The 21,767-nt window shown below is 49.0% G+C and carries 17 protein-coding genes; 16 read left to right on the top strand and 1 reads right to left on the bottom strand.

The features are described from left to right. Positions 1 to 123: 123 nt before the first annotated feature. The 6 genes from H6995_01650 (at position 124) to hslU (ending at position 10,304) form a co-directional block, all read left to right on the top strand. Positions 124 to 2,640, top strand: a complete 2,517-nt coding sequence (locus H6995_01650) for a TonB-dependent receptor (GenBank protein MCP5213694.1) — start codon at positions 124 to 126, stop codon at positions 2,638 to 2,640. 204 nt (positions 2,641 to 2,844) lie between these two features. Continuing rightward, positions 2,845 to 5,118, top strand: a complete 2,274-nt coding sequence (locus H6995_01645; GenBank protein ID MCP5213693.1) for a TonB-dependent receptor — start codon at positions 2,845 to 2,847, stop codon at positions 5,116 to 5,118. 171 nt (positions 5,119 to 5,289) lie between these two features. Next, entirely contained in the window at positions 5,290 to 7,515 is a 2,226-nt protein-coding gene (locus H6995_01640; GenBank protein MCP5213692.1) for a primosomal protein N', read from the top strand. A 181-nt stretch (positions 7,516 to 7,696) separates the two neighbouring features. Next, positions 7,697 to 8,290: an SPOR domain-containing protein gene (locus tag H6995_01635; GenBank protein MCP5213691.1), complete on the top strand. Its 594-nt coding sequence runs from the start codon at positions 7,697 to 7,699 to the stop codon at positions 8,288 to 8,290. An 86-nt stretch (positions 8,291 to 8,376) separates the two neighbouring features. Beyond that, positions 8,377 to 8,907, top strand: a complete 531-nt coding sequence (gene hslV / locus H6995_01630) for an ATP-dependent protease subunit HslV (protein MCP5213690.1) — start codon at positions 8,377 to 8,379, stop codon at positions 8,905 to 8,907. A 68-nt stretch (positions 8,908 to 8,975) separates the two neighbouring features. Next, on the top strand, positions 8,976 to 10,304 hold the full coding sequence (hslU, locus tag H6995_01625) for an ATP-dependent protease ATPase subunit HslU (protein ID MCP5213689.1): 1,329 nt from the start codon (positions 8,976 to 8,978) through the stop codon (positions 10,302 to 10,304). 169 nt (positions 10,305 to 10,473) lie between these two features. On the opposite strand, the gene H6995_01620 is transcribed toward hslU, so the two are convergent. Next, positions 10,474 to 10,719: a polyhydroxyalkanoic acid system family protein gene (locus H6995_01620; GenBank protein ID MCP5213688.1), complete on the bottom strand. Its 246-nt coding sequence runs from the start codon at positions 10,717 to 10,719 to the stop codon at positions 10,474 to 10,476. A 467-nt stretch (positions 10,720 to 11,186) separates the two neighbouring features. Here H6995_01620 and had point away from each other — a divergent pair, with 467 nt between their 5' ends. The 10 genes from had (at position 11,187) to H6995_01570 (ending at position 21,765) form a co-directional block, all read left to right on the top strand. Beyond that, on the top strand, positions 11,187 to 12,254 hold the full coding sequence (had, locus tag H6995_01615) for a 6-hydroxycyclohex-1-ene-1-carbonyl-CoA dehydrogenase (GenBank protein ID MCP5213687.1): 1,068 nt from the start codon (positions 11,187 to 11,189) through the stop codon (positions 12,252 to 12,254). A gap of 11 nt (positions 12,255 to 12,265) precedes the next feature. Beyond that, positions 12,266 to 13,414: a 6-oxocyclohex-1-ene-1-carbonyl-CoA hydratase gene (oah, locus tag H6995_01610; GenBank protein ID MCP5213686.1), complete on the top strand. Its 1,149-nt coding sequence runs from the start codon at positions 12,266 to 12,268 to the stop codon at positions 13,412 to 13,414. Positions 13,415 to 13,419: 5 nt separating this feature from the next. Beyond that, a complete protein-coding gene (locus H6995_01605) occupies positions 13,420 to 14,190 on the top strand; it encodes a cyclohexa-1,5-dienecarbonyl-CoA hydratase (protein ID MCP5213685.1) in 771 nt (256 codons plus the stop codon). A gap of 1 nt (position 14,191) precedes the next feature. Beyond that, positions 14,192 to 15,352 carry a benzoyl-CoA reductase subunit C gene (bcrC, locus tag H6995_01600; protein ID MCP5213684.1) on the top strand — a complete coding sequence of 387 codons (1,161 nt, stop codon included), beginning with the start codon at positions 14,192 to 14,194 and terminating at the stop codon, positions 15,350 to 15,352. A 2-nt stretch (positions 15,353 to 15,354) separates the two neighbouring features. Continuing rightward, positions 15,355 to 16,659, top strand: a complete 1,305-nt coding sequence (bcrB, locus tag H6995_01595; protein MCP5213683.1) for a benzoyl-CoA reductase subunit B — start codon at positions 15,355 to 15,357, stop codon at positions 16,657 to 16,659. 18 nt (positions 16,660 to 16,677) lie between these two features. After that, entirely contained in the window at positions 16,678 to 17,991 is a 1,314-nt protein-coding gene (gene bcrA, locus H6995_01590; protein MCP5213682.1) for a benzoyl-CoA reductase subunit A, read from the top strand. Between the two features lie 11 nt (positions 17,992 to 18,002). Beyond that, on the top strand, positions 18,003 to 18,833 hold the full coding sequence (gene bcrD, locus H6995_01585) for a benzoyl-CoA reductase subunit D (GenBank protein ID MCP5213681.1): 831 nt from the start codon (positions 18,003 to 18,005) through the stop codon (positions 18,831 to 18,833). Positions 18,834 to 18,862: 29 nt separating this feature from the next. Then, positions 18,863 to 19,105, top strand: coding sequence for a YfhL family 4Fe-4S dicluster ferredoxin (locus H6995_01580; protein MCP5213680.1), 243 nt, complete (start codon positions 18,863 to 18,865; stop codon positions 19,103 to 19,105). Positions 19,106 to 19,247: 142 nt separating this feature from the next. Next, the gene (fabG, locus tag H6995_01575) at positions 19,248 to 19,973 is read left to right on the top strand and encodes a 3-oxoacyl-ACP reductase FabG (protein ID MCP5213679.1); all 726 of its coding nucleotides are present in this window, start codon (positions 19,248 to 19,250) and stop codon (positions 19,971 to 19,973) included. 61 nt (positions 19,974 to 20,034) lie between these two features. After that, on the top strand, positions 20,035 to 21,765 hold the full coding sequence (locus tag H6995_01570; GenBank protein MCP5213678.1) for a 2-oxoacid:acceptor oxidoreductase subunit alpha: 1,731 nt from the start codon (positions 20,035 to 20,037) through the stop codon (positions 21,763 to 21,765). The last annotated feature ends 2 nt before the right edge of the window (positions 21,766 to 21,767 follow it).

Raw genomic sequence — 21,767 nt, 5'->3', positions numbered from 1 at the left:
GCCCAGCCCGGGGGGAGTACTGATTTGGTTAGGCCGAGCTTCGGTCACAGGTTGCGTCAATATTGCTCGACAATAGCTTCTTGGCCTCACCTTTTAATGGGTGTTAAGGCGCTGTGCGTTTGTGTGCTCATCCTAAACTGTGGTTCCAGTTATAGCGCCACGCAGCCGCCAAAATACACCCTGCGTGCTTACCAATTAGATTTTCCACAACAACCTCTCGCACAAGCCTTAATAAAGCTGGGAAATGAAGCTGAGCTGACTATTGTCATGCCCAGCCAGTACGCAAAAGACCTGATGGCGCCAGCCTTACACGGGAAAATGACGCTGGTGCAAGCATTAAATACCCTGTTATCCGAGACCAACTTGGGGTTTCGATTTGTCGACCGCAGTACCATTTCCATTTCTCCTAATTACCCCAGGTCAGAGCGCGAAAAAGCCCCTAAAACCAATGCGGCATTAACTATCCCTAATCAAGACTTGCTCGACGGCATTCGTCCCATTGAAGAGGTCATTGTTACCTCACAAAGACGAAGTCAAAATCTCCAGCAAGTGCCCAAAGCTATTTCCGTCATCAATGACGAACAGTTGCGACGCGCGCAGATTACTAACTTAGGTGGCGTTGGTCCAAAAGTACCAGGCCTGACAGTCTCCTATTTTAGCTTAGGCCAGCCGACTATCCATATGCGCGGCATTGGCTCCAACGATGACGGTGCAGCACTCGATAACTCAATTATCGTTTATTTGGATGATGTCTACGTCAGCCGCATTAGCGCTATTGATATCAATCTATTAGACATCGAGCGCCTGGAAGTATTACGCGGCCCTCAGGGCACCCTCTATGGTCGCAATACCATTGGCGGGGCAATTAATGTGGTCAGTAAATCACCCTCATCAGAGGCCACCGTTGATATCAATACGACGCTAGGAAATTTTGACCACCGAGCAATGAGCGCCGTTTTCAACGGCCCCTTGCAACACGACCAACTACTGGGTAAGTTGGCACTGAGCGCCAGCCACACAGACGGCTGGCAAGACAACATCTATCTTCATAAAAGTCAGCATGGCCGCGAAAATATCAGCGCCCGCAACAAGCTATTATTTCTACCCAACGAAGATTTAAGCATCGAGCTTGGCGCAGACTATACCTGGGATAACATGAACTCTACTGGCCGTATTCCCGTCGTGGGCAGAGTTCCCATTAGAATACTCGACGAAAATGGCAAACTTATTCCAATAGTCGATGACGCCGGAGGCCCCATATTGGATGCGGCAGGCAACCAGCTTTACGAAAGCCGCCTGCCTACGGAAATCCTTAAGTCTCTCGGTGGCGATTTCAAACATGCCACGAATGGTATGAGCGGATATACCGACCGCACCATCTGGGGGCTGACTGGAAGGGCTTTCTGGGATAACCCCTGGGGCGAGTTTACATCGATTACCGGCTACCGCAGCTCCGATTTTGCCTGGGCAGAAGATTCATTGGGGCTGCCACCCTCTGCGACCGATCAAAGAATCGGCACCATCGTGGACGAAACCCATACCCAATTTTCCCAGGAATTTCGTATCGCCTCTGCCGAAGAAAAAAACCTGCGTTATGTCCTTGGCCTCTACTTCCTCCGTGAAAAAACTTCACGTGAAGAAAAGTTCCCCTTTGCCACTGGCACTGCGGTAACCGCCCAAGAAAACGTAACGAATAGCTATGCGCTGTTTGGACAAGCCGATTACAACCTGACCTCGCGCCATACCATGACCATCGGCGCACGCTACACTTACGATAGCAAACGTTTAGACCAGTCCGCCTTTAACGGCGGTGCGCCCGCGATAATTCTAGAGGACTTCAACCTAACCGAGCGCGGCCATTGGGATGACCTCTCCCCATCCCTAGCCATTTCCTACCAAGCTAGCGACAACTTACTGCTCTACGGCAGCGCTTCCAAAGGGTTCAAAAGCGGCGGGTTTCAAGGTGCACCAGGGAATCTTGTTTCCGCCCGACGCAGTATCGACCCGGAAAGCGCCTGGAACTTTGAATTCGGTATCAAGAGTGAATGGTGGTATAACCGTTTACGCCTTAATCTCGTCACTTTCTTAACCGACTTTCGTGATTTGCAAGTCGTTCAGTTTCGTACGGTCAATAATTTTGGCATCTTTGAAACCGCCAACGCAGCTTCTGCAACACTCCGTGGCATGGAAACTGAATTTATATTTCACCCCGTCGAAGGCTGGAAAATATCCGGCTCGTATGCCTACCTGCGCGCCACCTATGATAGTTTCAATGACTCAAACGGCGGCGATTTTAATGGCAATCGATTACGCCAAGCCCCCAAACATTCTTTCGATTTAACGCTCAGCTATGAATGGGCCGCTTGGGACGGTATCGCCCAGGCAAGCCTTGATTACCGCTACCAAGATAAAAGCTTCCGGGAACCGGATAACAGCGTCACTGTACAACCCAGCTACGACTTACTGGATGCTCAACTGAGCTATCGTACCACCGACGGCAGCTGGGAAGCCGTGCTCTGGACTAAAAACCTACTCGACGAAGAATACATCGCCCACCTCTATATTCTCGGTGGCAATGATTACGCCCTCTTCGGCACACCTAGAACCTATGGCGTTAGTCTGAATTGGCATTATCAATAACCCCTCGCTCATCAATTTTTCTCCCCCCAAAAAAACCCACCAGCCCTTAGCAATTGATTAAAAACATGAAACCTCACCTTTTTTAAAAAATTATTGAGGTAAATTATGAGCCTAGCGTTATAGCTATGAGACGCGGCAGAACGGCTGCAGTATCCAGCATCGTCGCGTTAATAACTAACAGTCTATGAGGAGAGGGGATATATAATGAAACCAACTTTTATTAAAAAAGCAATTGCAGTTTCAGTCGGTACTTTAGCATTGGCAAGTTTTGCCAGTGCGGATAGTATTGCGATTGAGGAAGTCGTTGTCACCGCCCAAAAACGTGCGGAAAGTTTGCAGAATGTTCCGATCGCTATAACCGCTTTTAGCGGAGATAAACTCCGCGAAGATGATATCACCAATATGCAAGATATTGGTAACCGTACACCAGGTTTAGTATTCGCAGCATTTAGTGCCGGCCAGCCAGAAATAGCCATTCGCGGAATTGGCACCAAAGAAGATGGTGCTGCTGCCAGCGATTCAACCGTTGTATCGGTAGATGATGTTTATATCGCCGCACGAACCGCTCAGGTTTTTGATATATTTGACCTGGAACGTGTCGAAGTACTGCGTGGCCCACAGGGCACTCTGTACGGGAAAAACTCAATCGGTGGCTCTATCAACTTTATCACCAGCAAACCGTCAGAAGATTTAACTATTCGAGCTCGCGCGACTACCGGCAACTACGGTCGTCAAGATTTCGGCGGCATGATCAGCGGTCCTTTAACGGAAGGGCTCTATGGCAAAGTCTCCTTCAGTAAACGTGATACCGATGGTTATTTACGCAACCTGCTTAATGGTGAACGACAGGGCGAAACGGACACGCTTGCTTGGCGCGCGCAATTGCGCTGGCTGCCATCCGATAATGTTGAAGTAATGTTCAGTGCAGATGGCGCGGATGACGACAATGGCCAGACCAATAGAGAGCCTGTCGGGGGCAAAGGAGGACTGCATGGTTGTCCAAATTGCGTATCCAATCCGCTTGCTGTCAATCAGGCTTTAGGTGGCGCTGGAGACCCGTGGACCACCTTAGCGGAAACCGAAGGATATACTGACCGTCAGGTGGAAGGCTATAGTGTTAAAGTTAACTGGGAGTTAGAAAACTTTACCTTCACATCTATTACTGCCTACCGGGAAAGTGATTTTGACTGGGTTGAAGACTCCGAAGGCCTACCTCCTGCACCGTTTATTGACCTGACAGCTGGTGGCGGCGCATTACTTGGATCACTTCCTGCAAACCTTGGATTTTCCTTCGACTTAAATGACGTTGCGCTGGAAGAAACAGAACAATATACACAGGAATTTCGATTAACATCCAATGCAACTGACGGCCTTAAGTGGGTAGTTGGTTTCTTCTATAGCGAGGAAGAAATTGAGCGTCACGAATCTTTTACTTTCACCTCTTTAGGTGGTTTTGGCCAGCTCAGCGAACAAACATCCAATCAACTCAACGAATCGACCAGCTGGGCTGTATACGGCCAAGCCACCTACGACTTGACCGATACGTTATCGCTGACCGGTGGGCTGCGATATTCTACGGAAGAAAAGGAGATCGGCGTAGGCGCTGACGTTACTAGTGGCATAGGCCTGCTATTATTAGATTTTCCTTATACCAACGCTGAGGAAGACTGGGATAGCATTGATGGTCGTCTCGCATTAAACTGGCAAGCTGCAGAAGATATCATGCTTTACGCCAGTATCACCACGGGCTTCAAGAGCGGTGGTTTTACCGGATCTGCTACCACTCTAGCAGTAGCAACAACGCCTTTTGACGATGAATCAGCATTAAGCTACGAAGTAGGCTTCAAATCACTACTCTTAGACAAAAGCTTGCAATTAAATGTGACGGCTTTCTTTACCGATTATGAAGACCTTCAGGTGACACGCTTCTTCACACCAGCCGGAAATAATCAACTAGGCCAATTTTTCACCGAAAACGCCGGAGAAGCTGAAATAAGCGGACTGGAAGTTGAAGTGCTTTGGTTGCCGATGGAAGGTTTAGAAATCGGAGGTAGCTATGCCTATCTGGATACCGAATATACAGATTTTACCGGCACAATTGACAGTGGTGGTAATGATTTTTCGGGAAACGATCTGCGTCAGTCTCCTCCGAATACTGTGAATGTTTTTGCTAAATATACGATGAACTTGTCAGATGACATAGGTAGTATTTCTGCTAAAGTCGATTATAGATACCAAGATCTTAGTTTCTATGATCCCGATGAAAGCCTAACCACTTCTATTCCGCAGTACCGAATCTGGAATGGCCGCATAGCATGGCGCTCTCCGCAAGGCCACTGGGAAGTCGCAGGCTGGATTAAAAATATAGGTGACGAAGAATATCGTACGCACCTGTATTCTCAACGATCAGGTGATGTGGCATTTGCTTTATTCGGCGAGCCGCGCACTTCCGGTGTAACTGTTTCTTATAACTATTAATTAAGCCTACAACTAAGCGCTTGCCCACGCCTGTGAGCAAGCGCTTTTTTTTGTCCTTATCATTAGCACACAACACACTCCAGCCTCTCTGAGCAGCAATCAACATTTCGCTACGCCCATCGCATAAGGTAGACTTGCCCTACTTTATCTTTGTTGAATCGAGTTCATATCGTGGCAAGCCCGCCAATATTAAAGATTGCCTTACCAACGCCACTCAGAAGGTGCTTTGATTATCTTCCTCCCAGCACCAATCAAAGCGGCCCCTACCTGCCAGGTTCACGTATTCGCGTGCCTTTTGGTAATCGTGACATGGTTGGCATCCTAGTCCAGGTAGTTGACCATTCAGACGTGCCTAGAAACAAACTCAAACCTGCCAACAAAATTATTGACGAGCAACCCATTATTCCAGCGCACATACTCCGACTTTATGAGTGGTGCGCAAACTATTACCAGCATCCCCTCGGTGACGTTCTGGCAACTGCTCTGCCCACGCTATTACGTAAGGGTGAGACGAATTTAAGGCAAACGGAAATAGTCTATCTCGCCACCGAGCTAGGGCGTGCGCAGGCCCAGGACCAATTAAGCCGAGCGCCAAAACAAGCAGAAGTCATGGCGCTTGCCTTAGAGCACCCGAAAGGTTTTGGGGAGCACGCCATACAAACCTTAGGATTGAGTGGCTCACCCTTAAAGGCGTTACTTGATAAAGGCTTCCTGGTGAGGCAGTCAATTCAGATAACCCCACAGCGGCGAAGCGCCACCATATTGGCTGAGGCGCCATTAACGCTAAATACTCACCAGCGACAGGCGGTCGATGCCGTCACTCAATCGTTAGCTGCTTTTTCCTGTTTTCTTATCGAGGGCGTGACTGGCAGCGGGAAAACGGAGGTTTATCTACAGGTCATTGGACAGGTGCTAAAAAAGGGGGGTTCGGCACTGGTACTCGTGCCCGAGATTGGCTTAACACCGCAAACCGTATCTCGCTTCAAGCGCCGTTTTAATGTCCCCATTACCCTGCTCCACTCGGGCCTTTCTGATCAGCAACGTGCTCATGATTGGCTTTATACTGCTCAGGAGGAAGCTGGCATCATCATCGGCACTCGCTCCTCGGTATTCACACCAATCAGACATTTGGGCATTATCATTGTCGATGAAGAACACGACCTTTCCTTTAAACAACAGGATGGGCTGCGTTACTCAGCGCGAGATATCGCGGTTATGCGTGCGCACCAGGAAAATATTCCTATCCTTCTTGGCACGGCGACGCCCTCGCTGGAAAGTCTTTATAACGTGCAAAGCAATCGATACCATCTTTTGCAACTACCCGAACGAGCCGGAAATGCTGCCCTACCCAGCTTTGAGCTGATCGATGTCCGCAGCAGGCCGCTTCAGGATGGTTATTCACAACCTTTGATTAGCGCTATTTCAGAGCAACTTGCCCAAGGTAACCAAGTTTTAATTTTCCTAAATCGGCGTGGTTTTTCTCCGATTATGATGTGTCATGAGTGCGGCTGGATAGCCAACTGTAAACGCTGCGATGCCCGTTTAACCCTACACCTCAACCCCTACCAACTGCGCTGCCATCATTGTAGCGCGCAAAAAAAAGTACCCCCCAGCTGCCCAGACTGTGGGCATACACAACTGAGCCCTCTGGGAGTAGGCACTGAACGTTCAGAGCAAGCAATCTCTGAGCTATTTCCAAAAACCGAAATAATTCGAATTGACCGGGACACCACCCGTGCCAAATCGGCGATGCAAAACCTTGTTGCCATCATAAAAGAAGGCAAGCCTTGCATCCTCATCGGCACGCAAATGCTGGCAAAAGGACACCATTTTCCCAACGTCACACTAGTCGCGATACTGGAGGCAGACGCCGGGTTTTTTAGCTCTGACTTTCGGGGCCTGGAACGCATGGGACAGCTAATCACTCAAGTAGCCGGTCGTGCCGGAAGAGCCAAGAAAAGCGGTAAGGTTTTAATTCAGACACATCACGCAGATCACCCCCTGCTCAATCAACTCATTACACGTGGCTACTCTGCTTTTGCACAGCAGTTACTGGCTGATCGAGAACAAACCAATCTACCACCCTATAGTCACGCCGCATTAATCAGAGCCGAAGCCGTGAAGGAGCAGGCACCTTTTGAGTTTTTAACACAGGTACAAAAATTGGCTCAGCAGCTGTCGAATACTTATCAGCTCAAAAATATTGAGTTGTTTGGCCCCATCCCCGCCATAATGTACAAAAGATCGGGGCGTTATCGCGCTCAGCTCATGCTAATATGCTCCGATCGCAAGTCGCTGCACCAGCTGCTGACACCGCTCTGCCTTCAGCTTGAGAGTCTGGGCGGATCAGGCAAAGTGCGCTGGTCGGTTGATGTCGACCCACAGGAGTCGATTTGATGATTAGTTAACAAGCGCCACTGTCACCGTTACAATGTGATTAATTCGTTAAATAAGCTGTTCGAACGCTACCCCGCTCGCCTATTATGTGCGGCCAATTTGCAGGAGATTAAATTTTTATAATGTTTTCCCCTCTTCCACCAACCTTTGCCCCCATCAATTACAGCAAAAACTAAACATAATGTCTCACGATTACGCCAAAAGAGCCGCACAACACAAACAAAAGATCGGTAAAAATGATACCCCAAGGGTTTCAAAAACCTTCATGGCGATCACCTTTATCAGCATCGCCTGCTTTGCTGCGTTCCTTTATTATCTGACACAATTACAACCAGAGGTGCAGCCAACCTTACAGAAAAGCACCAGCACCCCGGTCAAGCCGGAAAAAACAGAGCCTAAGGTGAAAACAACGCGCACGCCTGTGGTTGAGACTTCAAAAGCTGACGATGAGTACGATTTTTATAAACTGCTCCCGCAAACCGAAGTGATTCCGCCTAGAGTTGAGGAGTATCAGTCAAAACCGATTCAACAGGCAGGGGCCAAGACCTATTTGCTTCAGGCTGGCTCTTTCCGGCATCATGAGGATGCTGATCGCTTGCGCGCAAAACTCATTCTGCAAGGCCTCGAAGTAACGGTCAAACTGGCCAAAGGCCGCACCGGAGCAAATTGGTATCGTGTCTTGGTCGGCCCATTCACCTCGCGCTCTAAGCTTAATCACGCGCAAGACATCCTCGCTCGCGCGAATACTGAATCCATGTTGATTGAAATCAAATAATAGTAGCCTCTCCAGCCTTGAAATCAGCGGCTTTACCTCCATATTCCTTGTTCTAACGCTCATTATCGGCAGTACAGGAAATATAGATGACTACCATTGTATCGGTTCGCAGGAATAATCAGGTGGTGCTTGGTGGCGATGGCCAGGTTTCACTTGGCAATACCGTCATGAAAGGCAACGCTCGCAAAGTACGGCGTTTATATCGAGATCAAGTCATTGCCGGTTTCGCCGGTGCTACTGCCGATGCCTTTACTCTGTTTGAACGCTTTGAAGCAAAGCTAGAGAAGCACCAAGGGCACCTGATGCGTGCTGCCGTAGAATTAGCTAAAGATTGGCGCACTGATCGCATGCTGCAAAAGCTGGAAGCGCTATTAGCCGTCGCCGACAAAGAGCACTCCCTCATTATTTCCGGTAACGGTGATGTCATAGAACCCGAACACGGGTTAATAGCCATTGGCTCAGGCGGCCCATTTGCGCAATCTGCGGCTCGCGCCCTGATCGAAAATACTGATTTAGACGCCAAGACCATCGTTGAAAAAAGCCTGGCCATCGCTGCCGATATTTGTGTCTACACCAACCACAACCAAACGATCGAAGAGCTCGAATCGGTTGCTTAATACTCATTACCGTAGCGCTTGAATCACACTGCTACCACCTTTATTTGTAACAGAGAGTTATCCGCCTTATGTCAAATATGACGCCAAGAGAAATCGTTCACGAACTGGACAAACATATCATCGGTCAAGCCGATGCCAAACGTGCAGTCGCCATAGCCCTGCGCAATCGTTGGCGTCGTATGCAGTTAGATGAACAAATGCGCAACGAAATTACGCCGAAGAATATTTTAATGATTGGCCCGACGGGTGTAGGGAAAACAGAAATCGCCCGCCGCCTGGCGAAGTTGGCTCAGGCGCCTTTCATCAAGATAGAGGCGACAAAATTTACTGAAGTGGGTTATGTTGGCCGCGACGTTGAGTCGATAGTGCGTGATTTAGTCGACATGGCGGTAAAGATGGTGCGCGAGAAAGAAATGGAGAAAGTAAAGCACCGCGCAGAAGACGCTGCCGAAGAGCGCATACTTGACGCTCTATTGCCCCCGCCACGCAGTAGCGAATTCGGTGACTCACAAACAAATAAAGAATCCAGCACCACCCGCCAGGTATTTCGTAAGAAATTACGTGAAGGCGAACTCGGCGACAAGGAAATTGAATTAGAGCTAAATGCAATGCCCATAGGCGTTGAAATTATGGCCCCGCCCGGCATGGAAGAAATGTCAAACCAATTACAAAGCATGTTTTCCAATATGTCCGGTAACCGTAAGAAAACGCGAAAACTCAAAATCAAAGAAGCCTATAAGCTACTCTGCGATGAAGAAGCCGCCAAACTGGTCAACGAAGAAGACTTAAAAACACAGGCCATTCATTCGGTAGAACAAAACGGTATTGTCTTCCTCGATGAAATTGACAAGGTAACGAAACGCTCTGGTGTCAATGGACCAGACGTCTCTCGCGAAGGCGTACAGCGCGACCTGCTCCCCTTGATCGAAGGCTGCACCATCAGCACTAAATTCGGTATGATCAAAACCGATCATATTTTATTTATCGCCTCCGGTGCCTTTCATCTGGCAAAACCTTCAGATTTGATACCGGAACTACAGGGTCGGTTACCCATACGCGTTGAACTCAACGCACTAACACCAGAAGATTTTGAACGTATTCTAACCGAACCGGACGCTAGCCTAACAGAGCAGTACCAAGCACTGCTCGGTACAGAAGGCACCGACATCCAATATACCAAAGACGGCATCTGCCGCATTGCTGAAATCGCCTGGCAGGTGAACGAACGTACCGAAAATATTGGCGCTCGTCGTTTACATACGGTCATGGAAAGGCTGCTCGAATCAGTTTCTTTCGACGCAACAGACTCCACTAAAGTCACCATAGATTCGGCTTATGTTGATCAGTATTTGGGTGATTTAGCGCAAGACGAAGACCTCTCGCGGTATATCCTCTAAACAGCCAACTGTTACCTCGTTGAGACCTTTGGATCACGGGTTGCAAACGCCTTTTACTCACAAGCGTTGCAGCCTGCGCCCCTTTTCTTTGCGAGTGTCGACCCAGTCCTTCCGCTACAGGGGCGCATTTTACAGTTTCACTTAACGTTAATATCCAACCTGCTATCAATCAAGCCTGTTCCAAGCGATCAAAATATTTATTAATTTCCTCCTTCACTCGTACAGCAAAAGGCGCCGCCAGAAAGCCTAACGTTAATTGAATATCCACCAAACCTTCCGATACTGCGCAGGTGCCTTGAACGCCCGGCCCTTTGATATCCGCGCAATCGCCCCGCCAGGAAAAATTCACCCCGTAATCACGCGCTAGCTTATCCGCCACTTTTTCAGCGGCCTGTAACGCTTGATCTTTACTCATTGCTAGATTTCTTTGCACATTCACACTGGTCAATTCCTGGCTCCTTCAGTTAGCAGGTCGGTTGAAAAACTCAATTTTAGCAATACTCTCACTTCAGTTTGATCGGCTCAACCATAAGGATGTTTTTTATCCATTATGCTCTAAACAGATCAGCGCTTCTTGGTTGATTTCCCCGAAAACACAATCAGATACTGACAACAAACTCACCAAGACTTGATCCTTGTCAAGAAGATGTCAAATCCATAGTTATCTTTCACTTAACAGGCTGAAAACCGCGTCAGACAAGGAGTACACTGCTTAATCCTTAGTTTTTGTAGGCATTAAATCGTTACATTCGAGCTGTAAAATAATCTTGACAGTATGTATCCCATACAATAATATTTTCCAACGATAAGGGATACCACATATATGCAGGTATTCCCACCTAAATAATATAAGTGGGACAACCCACCATACACAGGTCAAACATTATGAGTTCTAGCTATCGTTGGGTAATGAATGAACCAGGCCAAGCGCTGGAGAAAGTCAACTTCGAGCTTGAGCAACCGGGGGCGGGAGAGGTTACTGTTGAAGTAGCAGGTTGCGGTGTCTGTCACACCGACCTCGGTTATTTCTATGATGGCGTTCGTACTAACCATGAACTACCGCTAGCCCTAGGGCATGAAATCAGCGGTCGTGTTATTGCTGCTGGAGCAGGCGCTGAAGCACTCGTTGGTAAAGCTGTCATTATTCCTGCCGTCATCCCCTGCGGCGACTGTGATCTCTGCCAACGCGGTCTAAAAAATATTTGCCGCAGCCAAAAAATGCCCGGCAATGATATCCAAGGCGGCTTCGCCTCCCACATCACCGTCCCCGGACACTGTTTGTGTGAAGTGGACGAATCCAAACTAAAGGCCGCTGGCCTGTCTTTACCCGATGTCGCGGTAATCGCTGACGCTTTAACCACGCCTTATCAAGCTTGCGTCCAAGCCGACGTTAAGCCTGGCGATCTGGCCATTGTTATTGGTATCGGTGGTGTTGGTGGCTACGCGGTGCAGATAGCTAAAGCGATGGGTGCAACAGTTGTAGCCGTCGATGTAGATGCCGAAAAACTCGCCAAACAAAAGGATTTCGGCGCCAGCCTCACCTTGAACGCAACGGAATATCAGGGCAAAGAACTGAAGAAAGCCATTATTAGTTTTGCTAAAGAGCAGGGGCTACGCACGACCGAATGGAAAATTTTTGAGTGTTCGGGCAGCGCACCGGGCCAAAACACCGCTTTTGGCCTGCTCACTTTTGGGGCCCACATTGCCGTCGTGGGATTCACTATGGCCAAGTTGGAGCTACGTTTATCAAACTTGATGGCCTTCCATGCCAAAGCCCAAGGCAACTGGGGTTGTTCACCGGACTACTATCCTGCCGCCCTGGAGTTGGTGCTGGATGGAAAGGTTACCATGACACCTTTCGTGGAGCAGCACCCGCTCGATCAAATCAACGAAGTATTTGCAGCCGCGCATGAGCATAAATTAACTGCTCGTGCCATTTTAGTACCTTAAGGGGAGTAACTATGAATCCAACTACCGAAGCTATTGTTCGGGATATCGCACCTAATCAATTGGCTGACCACAACTTGGTGAGCGATGAAATTGAAAGCTTATGCGACGGCATGGTTCGCTATGAAATGCGTCCAGCCAAACGACTCGACGGCACTGAGGTAACAGGTATCTATAATGCCTGGATTATCCTGAACAACCCGGCACAATATAACTCTTACACCACTAATATGGCGAAAGCATTGATTCTAGCGTTTCGCAAAGCATCCATGGCTCGCGATGTTAACGCTGTCGTCTTTACTGCTGTTGGCGACAAAGCATTTTGTACTGGTGGTAATACCAAAGAATATGCCGAGTACTACGCTGGCAACCCACAAGAATATCGTCAATATATGCGCTTATTTAACGATATGGTGTCTGCCATCATAGGCTGTGACAAACCGGTTATCTGCCGCGTTAATGGGATGCGCATCGGCGGCGGTCAGGAAATAGGTATGGCTGCTGACTTTACTGTCGCGCAGGATTTAGCCAATTTTGGTCAGGCTGGCCCTAAACATGGCTCTGCCGCCATTGGTGGCGCAACTGATTTTCTGCCCGTTATGATCGGCTGCGAACAAGCCATGGTTTCCGGAACTCTGTGCGAACCCTTCTCTGCACACAAAGCAAATCGCCTAGGAATCTGCTGTGAAATTGTTCCTGCCTTAAAAATCGACGGTAAATTTATTGCTAACCCGACCGTTGTTACTAACCAGTTTCTTGATGAATTTGGCCGTATCGTACACGGTGATTTCAAAAAAGGCCCCGAGCTCAAAGCAGGCAAAGAATTAATCAAGCAAGGCGAAATTGACCTTTCTTTATTGGATGAGCGCGTTGAGGCACTGTGTAGCAAACTGCTCGAAACCTTTCCAGAGTGCATGGCAAAGAGCTTGGAAGAGTTACGCAAACCGAAACTCGAAGCTTGGAATCGCAACAAAGAAAACTCACGTGCTTGGTTAGCGTTAAACATGATGAACGAAGCCCGCACCGGATTCCGTGCCTTTAACGAAGGCAATAAGGAAACTGGTCGTGAAATCGATTTCGTCGCATTGCGTCAAGCCTTAGCCAAAGGCGCACCCTGGACACCAGAGCTGATTGAAAGTCTGATGCCAAAGGCAGAAGGTTAATACTGATGAGCGAATCACCACTTAAAGTATGGCTAGAGCATGACGGGCAGTTGTTACGCCTGAGATTAGCTCGACCAAAAGCCAACATCGTGGATGCTGAAATGATCGCGGCACTCTGTGCAGCCTTGGATTCCCACGCCTCTAGCGCTGAATTATCTGCAGTACTGCTCGATGCCGAGGGAACTCATTTCAGCTTCGGCGCAAGCGTTGCAGAGCATATGCCCGATCAATGCGCGGACATGCTGAAAAGCTTACACGCTTTGATTAAGCAGATGCTGGATTTTCCAGTGCCTATTATGGTTGCCATCCAGGGACAATGTTTAGGTGGCGGCCTTGAAGTCGCTTGTGGCGGCGACCTGTTATTTGCCCGCCCAGACGCAAAATTAGGCCAGCCGGAGATTAAGTTAGGCGTCTTTGCCCCTGCAGCTTCTTGTTTACTACCTGAACGCATCGGCAGCAGCGCAGCAACAGACTTACTCTGGTCCGGACGCAGTATCGACGGTAATGAAGCCTATCGAATTGGGCTGGTCAATGAGCTGTCTGAGAACCCTTCTGCTGCTGCAGAAGAATGGTTTACTACGCATTTACTGGGTAGCAGTGCCAGCTCTTTACGCTTCGCCCGCAGAGCAGCGCGATTTGACGCTGTCGCACGAATCAAATCCAAACTAGATGAAGTTGAATCACTGTACTTGCAGGAATTAATGGCGACTCATGACGCTGTTGAGGGCCTACAGGCATTTGTTGAAAAACGCACCGTAAATTGGGAGCACCGTTAATATGGGAACTAAAGAAATTATCGAACGCTGCGAAGCGCTGTATGAAGATCTAAACTTTACTTCAGCGCGCGAGTGGAAAGCAGCCGCACCAGGCCGTCACGTGATTGGACACCTGCCTATCTATATTCCTCGTGAACTGATTCACGCTGCCGGAATGCTGCCATTGGGTATTTATGGCGGCGGCGACCAGTTAGAGGTGATTCAAGGTGACGCATTCTATCAAAGCTATATCTGCCGAATTCCACGTTCAACGATTGAGCTAGCACTTACCGGCCGATTGGATTTCGTTGACGGCATGCTGTTCCCCAGCATTTGCGACGTTATTCGTAATCTTTCCGGTGTGTGGAAACTGACACAGCAGGACACCTATGTGCGTTATGTCGACGTGCCGCAGAACTACGAGAAAGAAATCGGCGGCAAGTTCTACATTCAGGAAATGAAAGAACTGCTTGAAGGTTTGGAAGGTATTTCCGGCCGCAAAGTCACTAACGATGACCTGTTAGCCTCAATCAAGCTATACAACATCAATCGCGAACTGATCATGGAACTTTATGAGCAGCGTATCGAGCAACCCTGGAATATTCCGGTGACTGAGGTTTACCTGCTGATGCGCGCCGGACAGGTACTGCCCGTTGAGGAGCATAACCAGATGTTACGCGATTACATCGACGCTATCGGTGATGTTGAGCGGCCAAAACGCGATAATACCAAGGTAGTAATGAACGGCATGTTCTGTGAACAACCCCCTTTGAACCTAGTGAAATCGATCGAACTATCTGGCTGTTACGTAGTAGATGACGACTTTATTCTGGTTAACCGCTGGTTAAGAGAAAACGTCAAGGAAGAAGGTGATGCCCTGGAAAATCTGTCCGATTGCTTCCTTGAGCACTCCACCCGTACTTCTGCAACCTATGAACCCTCCGAAGAGAAGAAAGGCGAGCAGCTCATTGAAGCTGTGCGCAAATCCGGCGCTGAGGGCGTCATCTTTGCAGCCCCCAGTTTCTGTGACCCAGCGCTGTTAGAGCGGCCCATGTTGCAGGACGTACTTGACGCCCACAATATCCCCAATATTGCCTTCAAGTACGCCGAGAACCTCGGCCAAATGCAGCCTATCCGTGAACAGGCTGGCACATTCGCAGACTCAATTAAGTTGTGGAGCTAATTATGACTACTGAAAAGAAAGCCCCAGTTGATTTATCTAAAGATGTCCAAAAGGATAATTCCCAGTTATTACAGAAAGAAATGATTCGAGGCAATTTTGACAAATTAGCCAAAGCTGATGCTGATCATGAGAAAAAAGTCGTTTACACCTTCGTTCCCGGCAACCTGAATGAGCTGGTGCAGTGCTTTGATGTGGTAGGTAACTATCCGGAAATTAACGCACTGCAATCAGCGATGCAGAAGAAAACCGGTGCCTATGTCATGGAGGCCGAGCGTTATGGCCAGGATGAAGACGTTTGTACCTACGTAAAAGCCGATCTGGGTATGATGCGTAAAGGTAATGTCGGGCCATCTGGACAGAAAATTGCCGAGCCTGATCTGCTACTCTTGTCCTACACCGGTTGTTTCACCTTCATGAAGTGGTTTGAATTATTACGTCATGAATACAAGTGCGAAACCGCCATGTTACACGTCCCCTATCAAGGTGATGGCGAAATCACACAAAACATGCGCGATTACGTAGTAAAACAGCTCAAAGAAGACCTGATCCCGACACTTGAGCGTGTCAGCGGCGTTAAGTTCGATATCGACCGTTTACGTGAGCATCTGCGTGAGTCCGCAAAAGCCGAAGATAAGCTCGTAAAAGTGTTGGAAACGGCCAAATTGAAGCCCTCCCCGATCGACTCCTACTTCGGCGGCATTTACTACGTCGGCCCGACTTTCTCAGCTTTCCGCGGTACTCCAGAATGTACCGCCTATTACGATATGCTGTGGGACGAAGTCCAAGAGCGTGTGCGCAAAGGTCAAGGCCCAGTGACACCGGAAGGCGTGATGGAAAAAGAAAGATATCGTCTAGTTGTAGAAGGTCCGCCGAACTACACCCACATGCGTGAATTCTGGAAAATGTTCTATGACGAAGGTGCTGTCGTCGTCGCCAGTTCGTACACCAAAGTAGGTGGCAACTATGAGCAGGGTTTCCGGCACGATCCCGATCGTCCGCTAGAGTCCTTAGCCGATTATTGTCTGGGGTGTTACACCAACCTGAACCTACCAGCGCGCACCAAGATGCTGGAAAACTATATCAATGACTATGAAGCCGATGGCCTGTTAATCAACTCCATTAAGAGTTGTAACAGCTTCTCAGCAGGTCAGTTGCTGATGATGAATGAAATTGAGAAACGTACCGGCAAGCCTGCGGCTTTCGTTGAAACCGACCTGGTTGACCCGCGTTATTTCTCACCATCGAACGTTAAGAACCGTCTGGAAAGTTACTTCCAAATGGTTGACCAAAAACGCTCTGCGGCTTGATAAGAGGAGATTCATAGCATGAAATGTTTTATTGGAATTGATTTAGGATCGACCACTACTAAAGCCGTAGTGATGGACGAAAACCGGGAAGTGTTGGGGCGCGGGATTACCAACTCTCGCTCTAACTATGACACAGCCGCAGCGGTTGCTAAACAAGAAGCTTATATTGATACCCGTTTTACGCTGCTGGAGCGCGAAATCGCAAAGATTCCGGATGCTGCAAAAAAAATGGAAGTACTACTGGCGGACTTGGAGCGTAACTTTCGTAAAACGCAGTTTCTGGAGCAGTTAAAAGATCTCGAGCAAACTTGTGATATCAATATCACTGGCGAGCGTTTTGCCGGAGTTGAAGGGCAGGTCAGGGAAATTATGGCCAAGATCTTCCAGGAAATAGCCGATGATGCGCATGAAATATATGGGCCAAACGCCCAGCGTAAATCGGACTTTTTCCGCGATGTGGCCGGCTCTCGCTTCATGCGTATTGCCGAAGAAAAGGCGAAGGAAGCCGGATTACCTTACGATCTATTAATGAATGTCTACGACAAGGCCATTATTGATGTGGAAAACCGTCCGCCGGAAGGCGACCTGCGTGGCAAGTTCATGCTAGGTTTGGAATTCCTAATGGAGGAAAACCCCAACATTGACGTCGACAAGGATGCCCTGCGTGCAGCAGTGAACGCCACACTCGATATTGAATTAGAGGAAACCTATGTGGTCGGTACCGGTTATGGCCGCGTTCGCCTACCCTTCCCGAAAGAGCACATTCGTTCCGAAATTCTCTGTCACGGTATGGGCGCGCACATTATGTTTAAAGGCACCCGTACAGTACTGGATATTGGTGGACAGGATACCAAAGGCATCCAGGTCGATGAAAACGGCGTGGTGAAAAACTTCCAGATGAACGACCGCTGTGCGGCTGGTTGTGGCCGTTATCTCGGTTATATCGCTGACGAAATGAACATCGGTTTGCACGAACTGGGCCCAATCGCGATGAAAGCGAAAAAAGTGCCCCGCATCAATTCAACCTGTACCGTATTTGCCGGAGCAGAGTTGCGCGACCGACTGGCGTTGGGTGAAGAACGAGCCGATATTTTAGCCGGTTTGCACCGCTCCATCATGCTGCGCGCCATGTCCATTATTGCACGCTCCGGTGGCATCACGGATCAATTCACTTTCACTGGTGGTGTGGCCAATAACGAATCAGCGGTAGACGAATTGAAGAAATTGGTCAAAGCAAACTATGGTGATGTCACCATGAATATATCCGCGGACTCAATTTACACCGGCGCGCTTGGCGGCGCCAGCTTCGCACATCGTGCGGTGATGGGATAGGAGACAGAAAGATGACTGTAACAGTAGGTATAGATATTGGTTCAGGCGCCATCGAAACAGTATTGTTTCGTATCGAAGGCGACAAGATAGAGTGGCTGGAGAAGCGTGTTGATCGAATCCGTCAGCGCGACCCGTTAAAACTCGCCGAGCAAGCATACGATGAAGTCCTCGCCAACCAGGGCATGACCCGTGATGACGTCGATTATTGTGCGACCACTGGCGACGCAGAAATGATCACCTTCAGCACTGGGCACTTTTACACCATGACGACACATGCGCGTGGTGCGGTTTACCTGGACCCTGAAGCCCGTGCGGTTTGTGACATCGGGGCATTAAATGGCCGAGCTATTACGATGGATGACGCCGGCAAGGTTTTGAACTACAAAATGACCAGCCAGTGCGCCTCCGGGTCAGGCCAGTTTCTGGAAAACATTGCCCGTTACCTGGGCGTAGCTCAAGATGAAATTGGCGAACTTTCCAAACAAGCCGACGATCCTGAAGTCTGTTCTAGTATCTGTGCGGTATTGGCAGAAACAGACGTGATTAACATGGTATCTCGCGGTATTTCCGGCCCTAACATTTTAAAGGGAATACATGTTTCTATGGCGGATCGTTTTGTTAAAATGCTGAAGTCATTAAAAGTTAGAGACGGTGTCATGCTGGCAACTGGTGGACTGGCTTTGGATGATGGCCTCATTGCTGCCTTTAAAGAGTGCGCGGAAAAGCAGAAAATGGAACTGGATGTTCGTTCTCACCCGGATTCAATTCATGCTGGCGCTATCGGGGCCGCAATTTGGGGTGCTTACCGCTTCGAAAAGTTGCGCGCGCAAGAAGCCGCATAAACAAAATTTATTCTAGAGGAGAATAACCCATGGCATTAATGATTACTGATGACTGTACCGCCTGCGATGCATGTGTTGACCCTTGTCCTAACGAGGCCATCACAGAAGGCGACCCTATCTATAAGATTGATGCATTACGCTGTACGGAGTGTGTCGGTGCCGAAGACGAGCCACAATGTGTGCTTGAATGCCCGGCCGATTGTATCGTTCCCGATCCAGATTGGCAGGAAACTGAAGAGCAACTACAGGCCAAGTACGAATCACTGCACTAGCCGCTAAACAACAATAGTGCGAAGAACAAAGGGTTACCTTCCGGGGTAGCCCTAGTTTTCGCTACCTTAAAGTTAGGTTGCAACTGCTTTAGCGTAGCCTGTTATCCCATAACAAAACGTAATATAAGGTGATGTGAAAAATATGAATATTTCGCAGCGGTTCGACCTAAGCGGCAAAGCTGCGGTGGTCACAGGTGGCTCGCAGGGTATAGGCTTTGCTATTGCTGAGTTATTATCCGCTTTTGGCGCTGAAGTACATATTTTTGACATCTCCTCCGCTGGCGCTGCTGCCGACAGTCCTTTCATCTATCATGCTTTAGATCTTAGCGATTCGAGCGCGGTCAATGAGGCTGTTTCCACCCTGCCCGATAACGCCACCCTACTGGTCAACAACGCTGGCATTACCCGTGATCGCAGCTTAATCAATATGAGCGATGACGAATGGTCTTCGGTGCTTCGCGTCAACCTGGATGGTGCATTTTATACAACGCGCGCCATGGCCCCACGCATGCGCGAAGCCGGCCACGGCCGGATCGTTAATATTACCTCTATTAATGGTATGCGCGGAAAATTCGGCCAGGCGAACTATTCCTCCGCCAAAGCCGGGTTAATAGGGCTAACCAAAACATCCGCCCGTGAACTCGGCCCCAAAGGCATTACGGTAAATGCCGTTGCTCCCGGGATGGTGATGACGGAGATGGCAAAACAGTTACCCGAACAATATATCGAGAAGGCCAAAGAGGAATCTGTGGTTAAGCAGCTAGCCCACCCCGAAGACATCGCCAACGCCGTCGTTTTCCTTCTCACTGATGCAGCACGTTTTATTACGGGTGAAGTCATTCGCGTTGACGGCGGGCAGTATATTTAGCGACTTTTTTGTAACAGAAAAGAATGTAACACTGAGACAAACGCAATAGAGGCATCCCTTGATGACAGTTGATTTGAGTAAGAACAGATCGGTATCCATTGCCGTTGCCGGTAGCGGTGGTGCTGGTGCGATGACGACAGGCAACCTGTTGTTTGATGTAGCGGCAACACTAGGCTGGTTCGGAACATTAACTAAAACGTTAGGGCCACAGATTCGTGGTGGTGAAGCCGCCGCAATGGTGCGATTAACAACGGCACCCACCTCCAGTCCGGATGATTACTTTCACGTACTCCTCGCAATAGACTGGAAGAATGTGGAGCGTTTTGCCTCTGAGATTCCGCTCACCCCCGAAAGTATTATTATCTGTGACGATGAAGGTGGTGATGTACCTAAAGTAATCTCCCAGTCGCAAGCTCGCATCATCCAATTGCCCATCTCGAAAACCGCAAAGATGGTGAAGCAAGGGCGCCCTAACATGATCGCTCTCGGCGTTCTCGCGGAGATGATCTCATTACCAGAACGCGCTCTGGCCGAGATGCTGGAAAAGAAACTCGGACGCAAAGGCCAAGAGGCCGTTCAAAGCAGTTTGGAAACCATCAAACTCGGCCGCGAATTAGCCGCTGACTTGCCCGTCATTGCAAAAGCAAATTTTGAACAGCCCACAAAGGGTGAACGTATCGTTATATCCGGTAACGAAGCGGCTGGCTGGGGTGCCATCAAAGGTGGTGTTCGCTTTGTTGCGGCTTACCCTATTACGCCCGCTACCGAAGTGCTGGAATGGATGTCATCCGCGCTACCTAAATTGGGCGGCACTTTAGTACAGGCAGAGGATGAGCTTGCCTCGATTAACATGGCGATTGGTGGCTCCTACGGCGGTATTCCTTCATTAACCGCCACCTCGGGGCCAGGTCTGGCGTTAATGATCGAAAGCATTGGTTTAGCCGTTGCATCTGAAGTTCCCGTGGTCGTTGTCGATGTCATGCGTGGCGGGCCGTCAACCGGCTTACCAACCAAGTCTGAACAGAGTGATCTCAACATCGCAGTCTATGGTTTGCACGGCGATGCGCCCCACTTGGTATTAGCGCCCACCTCAGTGGAAGATTGTATTATCACCACGCAATGGGCAGTACATCTTGCCGAGTCGTTGCAAACACCCGCTATAGTCCTATCCGATCAGTTTATGGGGCAAGCAAGAGCCGCCGTTGAAAAACCAAAAGAAATTGATTTTGCTACGCAACGCTCTGTATTAACCGAAGCAGTCGACAATTACCAACGCTATGCCATCACAGCAGATGGCGTTTCACCAATGGCGATCCCCGGATTAGCGGGAGGCCAGTACACGGCGGATGGGCTTGAGCACAGTCCAACCGGTATGCCCTCTACCAAGAATGAACATCACGCGGAACAGATGGATAAACGTCTACGTAAATTAACCGGCTTTGACTACGGTGATTACTGGGCTGACGTTGAAGGCGAAGGCGATATTGCCATCATTACCTGGGGCTCAATTACCGGAGCCGCACGTGAAGCGGCAGATCGATTAAGCAGCGTTGGTGTTAATGTACGCCTAATCGCGGTGCGTCTGCTTACCCCTATTCAACAGGAAAAAATGTCCGCAGCACTTGCTGGCGTTAAAAAGCTGTTAGTGGTTGAACAAACCCATTCCGGACAGTTTTTTGGCTTCCTCAAGGCGCAATATGATTTGCCCTGTGAACTGAAATCTTTTCATCGCGCCGGCCCTATCATCATCCGGCCAGGTGAAATCGTTAATGAAATTGAGAATTGGAGCTAACC

Source organism: Pseudomonadales bacterium (assembly GCA_024234615.1).
GTDB lineage: Bacteria > Pseudomonadota > Gammaproteobacteria > Pseudomonadales > IMCC2047 > JAJFKB01.
The sequence above is the reverse complement of the archived record's forward strand: the minus strand, read 5'-3'. Positions and strand labels throughout refer to the sequence as shown.

Bases quoted from the DNA above. Each gene is read 5' to 3' on its own strand.
- bcrD (MCP5213681.1), top strand. From the start codon at position 18,003: ATGACTGTAACAGTAGGTATAGATATTGGTTCAGGCGCCATCGAAACA.
- hslV (MCP5213690.1), top strand. From the start codon at position 8,377: ATGACTACCATTGTATCGGTTCGCAGGAATAATCAGGTGGTGCTTGGT.
- bcrB (MCP5213683.1), top strand. From the start codon at position 15,355: ATGACTACTGAAAAGAAAGCCCCAGTTGATTTATCTAAAGATGTCCAA.
- H6995_01605 (MCP5213685.1), top strand. From the start codon at position 13,420: ATGAGCGAATCACCACTTAAAGTATGGCTAGAGCATGACGGGCAGTTG.
- H6995_01620 (MCP5213688.1), bottom strand. From the start codon at position 10,719: ATGAGTAAAGATCAAGCGTTACAGGCCGCTGAAAAAGTGGCGGATAAG.
- H6995_01570 (MCP5213678.1), top strand. From the start codon at position 20,035: ATGACAGTTGATTTGAGTAAGAACAGATCGGTATCCATTGCCGTTGCC.
- oah (MCP5213686.1), top strand. From the start codon at position 12,266: ATGAATCCAACTACCGAAGCTATTGTTCGGGATATCGCACCTAATCAA.
- H6995_01580 (MCP5213680.1), top strand. From the start codon at position 18,863: ATGGCATTAATGATTACTGATGACTGTACCGCCTGCGATGCATGTGTT.
- bcrA (MCP5213682.1), top strand. From the start codon at position 16,678: ATGAAATGTTTTATTGGAATTGATTTAGGATCGACCACTACTAAAGCC.
- hslU (MCP5213689.1), top strand. From the start codon at position 8,976: ATGTCAAATATGACGCCAAGAGAAATCGTTCACGAACTGGACAAACAT.
- H6995_01645 (MCP5213693.1), top strand. From the start codon at position 2,845: ATGAAACCAACTTTTATTAAAAAAGCAATTGCAGTTTCAGTCGGTACT.
- bcrC (MCP5213684.1), top strand. From the start codon at position 14,192: ATGGGAACTAAAGAAATTATCGAACGCTGCGAAGCGCTGTATGAAGAT.
- fabG (MCP5213679.1), top strand. From the start codon at position 19,248: ATGAATATTTCGCAGCGGTTCGACCTAAGCGGCAAAGCTGCGGTGGTC.
- H6995_01635 (MCP5213691.1), top strand. From the start codon at position 7,697: ATGTCTCACGATTACGCCAAAAGAGCCGCACAACACAAACAAAAGATC.